Origin of the sequence: Pantanalinema rosaneae CENA516 (genome assembly GCF_050753385.1) — a bacterium.
Classification (GTDB): domain Bacteria; phylum Cyanobacteriota; class Cyanobacteriia; order Leptolyngbyales; family Leptolyngbyaceae; genus Pantanalinema; species Pantanalinema rosaneae.
Genome location: NZ_JBLZFZ010000005.1, coordinates 124,544 through 137,027, shown reverse-complemented (window position 1 = coordinate 137,027; position 12,484 = coordinate 124,544). Strand labels below are relative to the sequence as shown.

The 12,484-nt window shown below is 49.1% G+C and carries 11 protein-coding genes; 4 read left to right on the top strand and 7 right to left on the bottom strand.

Annotated elements, in window-relative coordinates; all coding sequences use genetic code 11:
* Positions 1-106: 106 nt before the first annotated feature.
* From ACN4EK_RS04375 to hisH, 7 genes are all read right to left on the bottom strand, one after another.
* Complete coding sequence (locus ACN4EK_RS04375) at positions 107-1,054, bottom strand: pentapeptide repeat-containing protein (RefSeq protein ID WP_431656268.1); 948 nt, start codon at positions 1,052-1,054, stop codon at positions 107-109.
* A 547-nt stretch (positions 1,055-1,601) separates the two neighbouring features.
* A complete protein-coding gene (locus ACN4EK_RS04370) occupies positions 1,602-3,032 on the bottom strand; it encodes a cyclic nucleotide-binding domain-containing protein (protein WP_431656267.1) in 1,431 nt (476 codons plus the stop codon).
* Positions 3,033-3,117: 85 nt separating this feature from the next.
* Complete coding sequence (locus ACN4EK_RS04365; RefSeq protein WP_431656266.1) at positions 3,118-6,354, bottom strand: AAA family ATPase; 3,237 nt, start codon at positions 6,352-6,354, stop codon at positions 3,118-3,120.
* Between the two features lie 107 nt (positions 6,355-6,461).
* Positions 6,462-6,917 carry a DUF4385 domain-containing protein gene (locus ACN4EK_RS04360; protein ID WP_431656265.1) on the bottom strand — a complete coding sequence of 152 codons (456 nt, stop codon included), beginning with the start codon at positions 6,915-6,917 and terminating at the stop codon, positions 6,462-6,464.
* 103 nt (positions 6,918-7,020) lie between these two features.
* Positions 7,021-7,293, bottom strand: coding sequence for a GlsB/YeaQ/YmgE family stress response membrane protein (locus tag ACN4EK_RS04355; RefSeq protein ID WP_431656264.1), 273 nt, complete (start codon positions 7,291-7,293; stop codon positions 7,021-7,023).
* A gap of 153 nt (positions 7,294-7,446) precedes the next feature.
* A complete protein-coding gene (gene rsmD / locus ACN4EK_RS04350; protein WP_431656263.1) occupies positions 7,447-8,001 on the bottom strand; it encodes a 16S rRNA (guanine(966)-N(2))-methyltransferase RsmD in 555 nt (184 codons plus the stop codon).
* Positions 8,002-8,010: 9 nt separating this feature from the next.
* Positions 8,011-8,652: an imidazole glycerol phosphate synthase subunit HisH gene (hisH, locus tag ACN4EK_RS04345; protein WP_431656262.1), complete on the bottom strand. Its 642-nt coding sequence runs from the start codon at positions 8,650-8,652 to the stop codon at positions 8,011-8,013.
* A gap of 80 nt (positions 8,653-8,732) precedes the next feature.
* Between hisH and ACN4EK_RS04340 the strand changes: the two genes are divergently transcribed.
* The 4 genes from ACN4EK_RS04340 (at position 8,733) to purU (ending at position 12,472) form a co-directional block, all read left to right on the top strand.
* Entirely contained in the window at positions 8,733-9,281 is a 549-nt protein-coding gene (locus ACN4EK_RS04340; RefSeq protein ID WP_431656261.1) for a pyroglutamyl-peptidase I family protein, read from the top strand.
* 48 nt (positions 9,282-9,329) lie between these two features.
* Positions 9,330-10,727, top strand: a complete 1,398-nt coding sequence (locus ACN4EK_RS04335; RefSeq protein ID WP_431656260.1) for a DUF3370 domain-containing protein — start codon at positions 9,330-9,332, stop codon at positions 10,725-10,727.
* 36 nt (positions 10,728-10,763) lie between these two features.
* Positions 10,764-11,495 carry a DUF4340 domain-containing protein gene (locus ACN4EK_RS04330; protein WP_431656259.1) on the top strand — a complete coding sequence of 244 codons (732 nt, stop codon included), beginning with the start codon at positions 10,764-10,766 and terminating at the stop codon, positions 11,493-11,495.
* A gap of 122 nt (positions 11,496-11,617) precedes the next feature.
* Positions 11,618-12,472, top strand: a complete 855-nt coding sequence (gene purU / locus ACN4EK_RS04325; protein ID WP_431656258.1) for a formyltetrahydrofolate deformylase — start codon at positions 11,618-11,620, stop codon at positions 12,470-12,472.
* Positions 12,473-12,484 lie beyond the last annotated feature (12 nt).

The window sequence follows — 12,484 nt, the reverse complement described above, 5'->3', positions numbered from 1 at the left end:
AGTTGCAAAACATTTACCCAACTCCTTCCGCACATTCAACATCAGTTAAACTCTGCTTAACGACGAATTTTTAACGACAATTGATTAGTGGAAATACCTTAAAAACCTATTCCACTCCCTGTAGTCCATAGGGTAAAGTTACCCATGCCAAACTTGCTTCACTCACAGAAACTAGATCAACACACGCATGACTCAAATCGGCTCCTCGCAAGATTGCAGTACTCAAGTCCACATCCACCAGGATGGCGTTGTGTAGTGTTGCTGCACTCAGGTTTGTTCCCTCTAAGCTTGCCCAACTCAAATCTGCTTCGGTTAAATTTGAATTGGTTAATTCTGCTCGATCTAATTTGGTTCCTCGCATACATGTGAGCATTAATTTGGTATTAATCAGATTAGTTTGAGTCAGGTTTGCCCCAGTTAAATTGGCACCATCTAAACTGGCACAGCTAAGGTTTGCTCCACTTAAATTAGCCGCACTCAGATTCACCCTGCCCAAATCGGCTTCGACCAGAATCGCTTTATTGAAATTGGCTCGCTCCAGATCGGCACCCCGTAATTGTGATCGCACCAACTTAGCTTCTGTACCATTCACCCACCTCAGATTTGCTCCCGTCAAATCCGCACCACTCAAATTAGTGTGGGTTAAATTAGCTCTCCCTAAGGTGGTTTGGGTTAAGGTTGCTGCGGTCACATCTGCCTGATGCAAGTTTGCTCGATCCAGGTTGGCGTTGGGGAGAATAGCTCTTTTCAACATCGCTCTCCACAAGTTCGCTCCGCTTAAATCCGCCTTGCTCAGTTTGGTTTCCGACAGATCAGCCCCAGCTAGCTTGGCTCCAGCGAGACAACTCTCGGTCAGATTTGCTTGCCTTAAAACTACGCCATTCAAATCGACATCAACCAGATTAGCGCCGCTTAGATCTGCCCCAAATAAAACCGCATTTTTTAGGCTGGATCCCCTGAGATCCACTTCACGTAGCTGAACTCCACTTAAATCTGTTGTGTTAAAATTTCGTTCTCCTGCGGCATAGCGCTCCAGAAGTTCTTGAGCGTTCATAAGAGATACCTATACATTAACTTGGAAGTTCACGTACTATTCCCGTCTACGTCTCTACCGGAGTTCACACCACATTATTTTCTAATTGGCGAATATGGACTTGAGGTACTTGGTGAGAATCTGAGGTAAATACTCCAGAGTCCAATATTCTGCAAGGAGTGAGCTTGTGCTATGCCCACAATATTCACTTCAATTAGTGACCATCTCTCGGGGGTTTGGGTTCAATTGTAGGTGATTTGACCAAAAGCTAGATGAGCCCTTTAGAATTATTCATACTCATAACGGCTACGTGTATTATTCTATTTCGGTTGAATGTCACTGAAATAACAATCCGAACCGCCCCCCAGCCCCCAATTCTGGGGGAGCCGAACCTCAAAGTCCCCCAAAGTTGGGGGCTTAAAGCCCTACGGACATACCAGAAAAGGGGCGGTCAGAGTTAAGCATGTCCTTAAGTCAGTGCCATTCTATTTTGGTTCGTATCGATTGACGATCGGCTTTTTACCTCGTAGAACGAGCGGCAGGGGGGTTCTCGAGCACCAGGTTCTATTTACAATTTGAATAAGCGCTGCAATCGATTTTGCACCCAAACCATCAAATTTTTATCATCTTCAATACTATCGATTAATCCAAGCTGACGTAATTGTTTTTGTCGTTCTGCTAATTCTTCTTGATGAGTTTCTAATTCAGTCACAATGGTGTCATAAATTTTAGGATGGTTAGTTAGCAATCGTTTAAACCCATGTTGATTAATGGCAAACAGATGGGTCGGTTCTAAAGCCCGAACGGTAGCGGAACGAGGGACACCCAACATCAGGGATAATTCACCAAAGAACTTGCCCGCCGGAAGAATACTCAAGGTTTTGTTGAGGGTTTCGCTGACAACTTCAACCGATCCGGCTAAAACAATATAAAACGCATTGCCTGGATCATTTTCTTGAAATAATGTTTCGCCCGTTGTCAATCGTTGCCGATAGCCACTTTCAATCACCTGACGTAATTGACCATCTGTAAGATGCTTGAAATAATCGACTTGTTGCAATAAGCTTTTGAGCGATCGCGTTGGCGAATTCGACCAGGCTGAAGTTGCCAGTTCCGGTTGAGTGCCATCCGGTAATTTAGGGTTCGTTTGGCGTACCCATAAATCCAGTTGGGGAAACGGAATCACAATGTCATGTTGGCGCAGTCCCTCTTCAAGGGCAAAGTACAGATCGCTTTTAATGTCTGTTGCCTGATCAATCTGGTTAACCCAGACGAGCAATTCCAAATCCAGGGAGCTACTGCCAAAAGCCAGGAAAATGACGCGGGGAGCCGGATCTGCTAATACCTGAGGATGGGCATAGGCGCACTCCAATAGGACTTCAGTAGTGATGACCAGATCGGAGCCATAGGCAACCCCAACCGGAACATGCAACCGAGCGGTGTAGTTGTCGTAGCTCCAGTTCACAATGCGGCTATCAGCAAGTTGATGATTGGGCACAACCACATTGCCCCCATCCCGCGTCCGCATTACAGTAGCTTGCAGAGAAATTTCCTGAATATACCCAGCCACACTCTCCAGTTCAACGTAGTCTCCCACTCGGACTTTGCGAGCCAGTAGTAAATTAATTCCACTGACAAAGTTGACCGTTAGGTTTTGCAGCCCCAACCCAATTCCCACCCCTAAACCACCCGCCAGGACAGCTAATGATGCCAGGTTAAACCCAACTGTTTGCAAGATCACGATCAGACTGAGGGTACCAAGGCTATAGCTAATCAGAGTTGCGATCGCTTCCCGATTGTGAGTATCCAGTTTGAGTCGGGTCAGCAAGCGATTAGCCAGCAGCCGCCTGAAACCCTGAATCAGGTAAACAATCAGCAGTAAAGCCAGAACAAACTTGATAATTGAGCCGAGCGAAAAAGCATTCTCCCCAAATTGGAATAAGGGCATGTTAAATAAGTGAGTGGCACTTGTCCAAAGGGCTTGTAGAATACTAGGCATTAGTTCAAAGGGAGAAAAATCAAGTCGCTTTTAGAATACCCAATCTAACCGCGATCGCACCTAAAACGATACGATCGCATCGTGATCAATGGGATAAGCTCAACTGTGATCCGGTTTCAGTCTTAATCACTTCAATTCGGGTCTGGAATGCTTCCTTAAAGTGAGGCACATGCGTCACCGTCAGAATGCAAGCAAAATCCGGTGCGATCGCAGTGATGGCAGCAATCAAGCGATCGCAGCCTTCTGCATCCTGGGTGCCAAATCCTTCGTCAATAATCAGCATTTGTAATGCCGTTCCCGATCGCTGTGCCAGAAGGCGAGAGAGGGCTAACCGAATGGCAAAGTTGACACGGAAAGCTTCGCCGCCAGAGTAGGTTTCGTAGGGGCGTGTGCCCTGGGGATCGGCAATTAGAATATCTAACGTTTCAATCAATTTAGCTTGAAACCCTTTGGCTTTGGCACTGCGGGATTGATCGCGACGGTGCGATCGTTGCGTAATGAATTGCACATGCAGTTGATTGCCACTTAAGCGATTGAGAATTCGATTCGTCTCGGCTTCTAATTGTGGCAATATATTTTCAATCATTAATGCTTGAATCCCATTCTTACCAAAAGCTTGAGCCAGTTCCTGGTAGATGCGGTATTGGCGTTGAGCCGTTTGGAGTTGGGTGCTGAGTGCTGAGTGCTGAGTGCTGAGCAGGGCAAGTTGCTGTTGTTGTTGTTGTAAACGTCCTAAATAAGCCAGGTGTGTGTCTAATTGCCCTCGTTGTTGCTGAATTTTTTGTTCTAGCTCTTGAATTTGTGACTTTAGATCTGGAACTTGTTGTAAGTATTGAACTAAAGCAGCAATTTGAGTTTGAATCGCCTGTTGATTCTGCTGCCGATCGTGGAGTAATTGCGTCAGTTCTTCAACCCGTTGCCGTACCTGGGGATACTTTTGTCCTGCCTGGTGTAGCTCTTGATAATGTAGTTGCCAGGACTGAGCCTCTCGCAGGGCAAGCCGCAGGGCATTATGCTGCTCCAGGTCATAGCCGATCGTTGTCAGTTGTTGATCGAAGCTGGCGAGGGTGGCGGTAGCGTCTTGCTGGTACTGTTCTAGTTGAACCTCTAGTTGGGTCAGTTGAGCGATAAGTTCAGGTCGTCGTTGAGCAAGTTGTGCCTGTCGGCGTTGGGCTTGCTTAATCTCTGCCTGCTTAATCTCTGCCCAGCGCCAGCGATCGACATCCCCGCGCACGAGAGCATGGGTTTTCTCATCGTAGTTGAGTTGTGCCAGATGACGATCGAGTAACTGAATTTCCTCTTGCAACTCCTGGGCATACTGACCGGATTGCAACGTCTGTTCCAACTTCGCTGTCTCTGCCATCACCTGGAGTAAAGTCGCTTGTAAACTGGCAGTCATTTGCAGTTGTTCTTGCAGTTGTCCGCGTCGCTCTAGCACTGCCCCATAGCCCGCTAATTCATGTTCCAAATCCCGATATTCCTGACGGAGAATTTGAATTTCTCGTTCGGAGGCAGAGAGTTGTTCGCGAATCACCCAAATTTGATTGAGAATTTCTTGTTTTTGTTGCTGGTGTTTTTCCATCACCAGATGCCAGTGGTGTTCATCCAAAGGTCGATCGCAGAGGGGACAGGGTGGGTAACTCGATCGCAACGGATAATCTGCCGCTTGTGATTCTGCCGCTTGCCAGTGGCGATAGCTAAGGGTTTCAGACTCTTGGTTACCACTCTCTACCTCAGCGACGATCGCGAGATCGGCAACTGGTTCCTCTACTTCTACCTCTTGTTTGAGTAATTGAATCTTTTGCTCAACTTCCGCCAGTTGAATTTCATAATTGCGTTGGTGTACCTGAAGCCGTTCCATGAAATCCCGGCGTTCTAACCCCCGATCGCGAACTTTTTGCTGATAGAGGCGTTGCTGTTCCAGTGCCGCGATGCGATCGCTGACCTGAACGATCGCCTGTTGTAATTGGGGTTGATGTTCTTGCTGTGCCCGTAACTGTTTGGCAGAGGTATGCAGTTCTTCCAGCCGAGCGAGTAAGCGGGTGTGGGCACGATCGAGTTGACTTTGTAGGTGTTGACGACGTTGGGATAAGGGAGCGACTTGAGTTTGCAATTGATCAAGCTGTTGTAATTGCACCCGTGCTTGATGGAGTTGTTGCAGTGCCGCTTCCACTTCCAGCGATCGCTGAAGAATCTGCTGAATCTCCTGATCTTGTTGCGTTAATGCTTCTAAGTGGGCATCAATCTGTTGCAATTGCCGCTCAACCTCTGCCACCTGTTCCGAGTGCTGCTCTTGATACTGTTGGCGTTGTGCCTGGACTAATTGATAGGTTTTAAATCGCGTTGCCAACTGTTCTTCTTGCGCTTGCAACCGTTGCCAATGGGCGTATCCGGCGACGATCGTCTGTTCCTGTTGTAATAACTGCTCTAGTTCTTGTTGCTGTTGTTGAGCCGTAACCAGTTCCTGCTGTAACCGCCGACTATCCTGCTCTAACATGCGGTGCTGCTGCTGTTGCCAGCTCAACTGTTGCTGCCAGGTGTGATACTGATGTTGAGTGGCTTGTAACGTCTGGAGCTGCTGTGTATCTGCGGTTTGCTGCTGTTGCATCTCTGCCAGCGTTAGTTCCAGGTTTGCCTGTTCTGTGGCGATCGCTTCACGTTGCCACAATTGGGTTTGAATTGCCTCTAACTGCTGTTCTAACAGGTCTACCTGACCTTTGAATTGGCGAGATTGATCTTTCGCCCGTTCGGCTAATTCATCATAATGCGAGAGTTTTAGTAAGTCTGCCAGAATTTGCTTACGCTCACTGGGTCGCTTCAGCATAAACTCATCTGCCCGTCCCTGCCGCAGATATGCCGAATTGACGAAAGTTTCAAAATCTAACTTCAGGTGTTCCAGAATTAGTTGCTGAGTCGCCCGCACTCCTTTCGCCGTCAGACTACGAAAGTTGGTTAAGGGTTTGGTCGGAGACGGAGGCTGAACAGATGGTTCTGATGGTAATGGGGCGTTGTCAGGCTCGATCGCAATCTGGAACTCTAGGGTTGTCGTTTGTCCCCGTTGGCGGCTACGGAGGATGCGATACGTCCGTTGGTGAATCGTAAAGATGAAATCCACCTGAGCTTCCGCAGCCCCGGTATGAATCACATCATCTTCCGAGACTGCCCGACTTTCTCCCCACACTGCCCAGGCGATCGCTTCTAACAAAGACGATTTGCCAGCGCCATTCGACCCACAGATGCACGCAGTATGTAGCCCCTGAAAATCCAAACTGGCTTCCTGGTAGCTAAGAAAATTCTTAAGGATTAGGCGCTGGGGAATCATGCAACTTACAAAAAACGCCTAATTCCAGATTAGCAGTACAATCGCACTTCAGTACACCTGATCCTAAAGAAATTACTCAAATAACTACTTTTTGAAACCGGGTTGATCTACGGCTCTACTTGAGCCTGGTGCAACGCTTTCTGCTTTAAATACTCAATATCATTTTTGGCTAATTGCCATTTTTGATAAAAAATTTGAGCGGATTCCGCTTTAATTGGGTCTTCCTCTCGCGGCAGGATAGTTTTAGACCCTTTTTCATATTTCCGCCCTGACCTATGGTTGGCATACCGACGGGAGCGCGTATAGCCCATCTGTAAAAATTTCCGTGCCATATCCATGCCGATGAAATCTCCCTGCGCTTTGTAAGTCAGAAACAGGTCGTAGATTTTGTCCGCCGATCGCTGAGCGATTTCGGGTGTTTTGAATTTCCAATAGGGTAAGATTTCACTTTTATAGGGTTCCACCAGCAATACCCCCTGCTCTCCCCGACCCACCCGATAAAGTTCTGGATGTTGCCGAAAATCGATCGTGGTGAAATCCAGTGAATAATCAAACTCTTGCATGAATCTAGATAGTTGTTAAGGGCTGATTAAAGCTAAAAGCCTCCATCAATATGAAGGCTTTTCAACAGTAACGATCAGTTTTATGTAAACTGAACTCGCACGATTAATAAACTCTCCGGCTAACGATCGCGTAGTACAACCATAGGGCAATCACTGAACCAATGATGGCAATCAGTAGACCACCGAACGAAAAGCCTACTCCGGTTAACACAAACGAACCCGTGGTGAGTAAGGTATACAATGTGCCACCGACAAACGCGCCGATGATGCCCAGGAGCATGGTGCCTAAAATACTACTACTTTGATAACCGGGATAGATGGCTTTTGCGATCGCGCCTGCCAACAGACCTAAAACAATCCAAGCTAAGATACCCATCGTTAAATCTCCTTGTGCAACCGGATACTTAAAATCGTTTGTATCCTTGATTAAATCGATACTTCTATACTTTACAAAGTCGATCTAATCTTGGTTGCCTATCTTCTGGAGGAATTTAACTCTGCTGAAAGATAGATCGTTAATGTTTAAGAGTTATTGACTGGAATCAATCGGGCGATAAAAGGTCAATGCCGTACTGCCATAGACCTTTTGCCGACAAATTTCTAAGGTTTCCGGTGGGATAAAATCATGGCGATCGGGGCTATGTTCAACCGCTAATTCACCTGTATCTGCCAGCAAATGATAGGTCGCGATCGCCTCTAACACGGGTTGATATAAATCACTGGCATAGGGCGGATCAAAGTAAATGCGATCGAACTGTTGTCCAGCGAGAATCGGTAGCCGTTTGCTCACATCACCACGCAGCACTTGAAACTGTTGCTCTGGTTGCGCCACTTGCTGCCAGTTTTGCTGAATCACTCCACAGGCACGACCAGACTGCTCAATCCCAATCACCTTAGATGCGCCACGGCACAGGGCTTCCGCTCCCATTGCCCCACTGCCCGTACAAAGATCCAGCCAGCGACAACCCGCGATCGTACCCTGCCAGATATTAAACACGGCTTGCCGCACGATCGCAGCAGTAGGGCGGGTATCCAGTCCCGGTAAGGTTTTGAGTTGTCGATTGCCGTAGATTCTCAGGCTCATTCCTACCGATCAGACCCTAGAGAGTTGGCGGTTGGTGACGAGTTGCACGAAGTTTGCCAGTATCCGTAGTCCGGCATCCGAGGACTTTTCGGGGTGAAACTGGACTGCCATCAAGTTATCGCGGGCGATCGCGGCAGTAATCGTTTGGCTGCCGTGGGTGATCGTCGCCGCTCGAACACTCGGATCGATCGGATCAACGTAGTAGGAGTGGACAAAGTAGACCCAGGGATTGGCGGGAAGCTGCTGCCACAACGCGGAGTCTGGTTGGGTGAATTGCAACTGGTTCCAACCCATGTGGGGAATGGTAATCCCCGGTTCATGCTGAAACCGTTTCACGGTGCCGGGAATAATGCCTAATCCAGGTTCCCGACCTTCTTCACTCGAATCAAACAGGATTTGTAGACCGAGACAAATTCCCAAAAATGGCTTACCACTGGCGATCGCTTGCTGAATCGGGGCTTCTAACTGGCGCGATCGCAGATGTTGAACGGCTGGATCAAATGCCCCCACACCGGGAAGCACGATCGCATCGGCTCGTTCTAACTCAGTGGCAGAATCCGTCACATGAGGCGTTGCGCCTGCCTTCTCCAGCCCTTTACAGGCAGAGTGCAAATTTCCCATGTCATAGTCTACTACTGCAATGACTGGCATCGCTCGTCCTCGCTTGATTGATTCCTATTGTGTAGCATTGTAGTTTGAATCTCGGCACTCTGGAAAATTGGCAAGCAACTATGGCTCCTACGGTACTTCTGACCTCCTTTGATATTTGGGAATCGCATCATGTTTCCAACTCATCGGATGATTTGATTGCGGCGATGCTACAACGAGGTTGGTTGTCTGATACAACTCATCTGCTCCGGCGACTGCCCGTATGTTTCCAATTTGCGCCTGAGCAAGTGATTCGCAAAATTACAGAGCTACAACCGGAACTGGTAATTTGCTGTGGCATGGCAGAAAAACGCCACCAGTTAACCGTGGAATCAAATGGAAAACATCAGGGAGAGGTGCTACAAACCCCGATCGATCTGAATAGGATGGTGGCAAATTTGCCCATGACTGAAGTGAGCCATGATGCCGGAAATTTTGTTTGTAATTATCTTTATTACTCGGTCTTAAAGCATTTTCAAACGATGTCTCTTGCCAATCGGAGTCTGTTTGTCCATGTCCCGGTATTGCACTCGAATAATCAAGAGGCGATTTTGCAGGATTTTCGATCGCTGCTGCATTCCCTGCAATCTCAGCAACAACTGAGCGCTAATTTACGTCAGAACTCGCTATGATCAGTCCGCTAGCTACGACCCCTTCTGAATCGAGATTAACTATCATCCATGCTACCGTTTTTGCCGATCGTCACTTTGGCGCAAACTCCTGCCCCCGCCCCGACTCCTACTCCCACACCGACACCCACGCCACAAGAGGTGAGAGTGGTTCAACCGGTGCGACCATTGCCCGGTCAGTTAGATTCCGTCCTGGTTTTCAATAGCAATAGTCCTGAACTGGTATTGAAAGAAGGGATTCTGTTGTCTACCTTTCCGTCTACGGGGAAACGGACTCCCACGGCTCATTTGAATGTGCCCTTAGAGGGACGGTTTGATGTGTTTGCTCACCATATTGCCAGGGCTGAACCACCGGAAGATCTGCGAACCTTGTATATCGGAGTGATTCTGCATAATCCGGGGACTCAACCCGTGACGGTGGATATTTTGCAAGCGGCTAGTTACCTGAGCCAACCGGATGCCCCGTTTATTGATCTGCCCCCGTATGTCGATAATCCGACGGGGTTGGTGTATGCGGGGCCTGGCAGTCGGGCGATGGATGACATCCTCCGAGGTAAGCGACAGGAAGGGTTCCCAGCACAAATTCAGATTCCCCCAGGGGAAAGCCGGATGCTGATGAATCTACCCATTCCAGTCAGACCTCTAACTCCGCCGCTCAATGGTCGATCGAGCCTGATCCGCCTGAACAGTAGTGGGGCAATTTATGCGGCCAGTCTGGCAATGTTTGCCAAACCCGAAGCCGATGGTAGTGAACGAGCACCCACCCTGGAAGAATGGCAGACCCTCTTGGAAACCGGGGAATTATCGGGACCACGCGATCGCACTCCTACCCCCCCTGACCAGAAAACAGGACAGATTATCTATGGACGAGTGGCGGGAGTTGCCCGAGGGTCGCAGTGGACAGGACAGGTGGTTGATGCCACTGCCCAACCGGATAATCTGGCAACCTGGCATCTGAGTGTCCCTTCGGCGGGGCAAGCGTTCTCCTATGGCTTGAGTACCTTAATTGGCGGCAGATTAGGAACGGGTCAGGTGCAAACTACCCCCTTACTGGCTCGCTACCCGGATACTGCGTATCAAACCCACGGTAACTATGCGATCGAGTACAATCTGACCCTGCCGTTACAGAACACGACTCAGGAGACTCAGACGGTACAAGTCGCGGTGGAAACTCCAATTAAAGAAGACACCCCCAAAGATGACACTCTCCGCTTTTTCCAACCTTTACCCCGCCAGGTGTTTTTCCGAGGTACGGTACGGGTGCGGTACAACGATGATCAAGGCTTGCCGCAAACGCGGTATGTTCATCTGGTGCAGCGACGGGGACAACAGGGTGAACCCCTGATTACCATGACCATGAAACCGGGCGATCGCCGGTTAGTTCAGGTTGATTTCCTCTATCCACCGGATGCCACGCCGCCGCAAATTCTCACAGTGCGCTCTCAGTGATTTCCTTGATTACCGTGTCAAAGTTGGTTTGAAGCGATGAAATTGCAACGGACTCCGTTAATTTTGCTGGCGATCGCGGTGCTATTCGGTGGGGTCGTGTATCTGGTGGAGAGCCAGCGCACTGCCCAACCGGAAGCAACTGCCGAAGGACAGGGACAACGCCTGTTTGGCTTTGAGGAAGGTCAGGTGCAAGCCTTAACGCTGACCACAGCCCAGCAGACTCTCACTTTCAACAAAGTACCTGCCGATCAAGCCAAGTCTCCTGCCGCCAGTCCATCACCGTCGCCTAGCCCCATGGCAACTCCTCTAGCCGTTCCCACTGTCTGGAGGATGACCGCTCCAGAGAAAACCCTGGCGAATGAGGCAGCCATTGCCTTCCTGGTTAACCTGATTGCGACGGGCAAGCAGCAGCAAACCTTGACTGTGCCGATCGCCCGACAGGCTGAATTTGGGTTAGACAAACCCTTAGCGACGATCGAGGTCAAACTTCAGGATCAACAAACCCATCGCTTGATCTTAGGGAAACCGAATTTTAATCGCAGTGGGTTGTACGCTCGGATTGATCCACCCCCCACTCCCCAGGAGAACCTGGCTCTGGCGATCGTCCCGATCGAGTTTGAAACTGCCGTGAACCGACCGTTAGCCGAATGGCGACAGAGCGATCGCCCTGCGGCAGCAGCGCAACCAACGACATCACCCACAGAGCCAGCGATTGAAGGGCAAAATTCTGATTCGGCAGGAGAGCAATCTCAAGAAATCGATCGCTAGTGCATAAGATCGGTGGGTGAAGCCTAATAAAAGAATTAGAGAGATAGTTCACCAACTCAAGGATAGGAAGATATAGTGATCTTTTTATCCTTGAGCTTTTATTACCTGCCAAGCCTGTAGTGATGACTAGCCCAACTGCAACTCTATTGATTTCTTGCCCCGACCAACGGGGATTAGTGGCAAAGTTTGCGAATTTCATTTACTCTAACGGCGGTAATATTATCCATGCCGATCAACATACCGATGCTGCCGCCGGATTGTTCCTCACCCGCCTGGAATGGTTGCTAGACGGCTTCAATCTCCCCCGTGACATTATTGGGCCTGCCTTTAACGCGATCGCCCAACCGTTACAAGCCAACTGGGAACTCCATTTCTCGGATGCGATTCCCCGCATTGCCATTTGGGTGAGTAAACAAGACCATTGCTTATTTGATTTACTCTGGCGGCAACGGGCAAAAGAATTCCATGCCGAGATTCCCCTGATCTTAAGCAACCATCCCGATCTAGAAGCGATCGCCCACCAGTTTGGCAGTGATTATCACTATATTCCGATTACCAAAGACACCAAAGCAGATCAGGAAGCGAAACAGTTGGCACTACTGCAACAGTACAACATTGATCTGGTGGTGTTAGCGAAATACATGCAGGTATTAAGCGCCGACTTTATTCAGCAATTTCCCCGGGTAATTAATATTCACCACTCATTTCTACCTGCCTTTGCCGGAGCGAACCCCTACCATCGAGCCTTCGAGCGCGGTGTCAAAATTATTGGGGCCACGGCTCACTACGCCACCGCCGATCTGGATGAAGGTCCCATTATTGAACAGGATGTGGTGCGTGTCAGCCACCGAGATCATGTTGACGATTTAATTCGTAAAGGCAAAGACCTGGAACGGGTCGTGTTGGCACGCGCAGTGCGGTTGCACCTCCAGAACCGGGTTTTGGTCTACGGCAATCGCACCGTGGTCTTTGGCTAACCTACAGCCGTC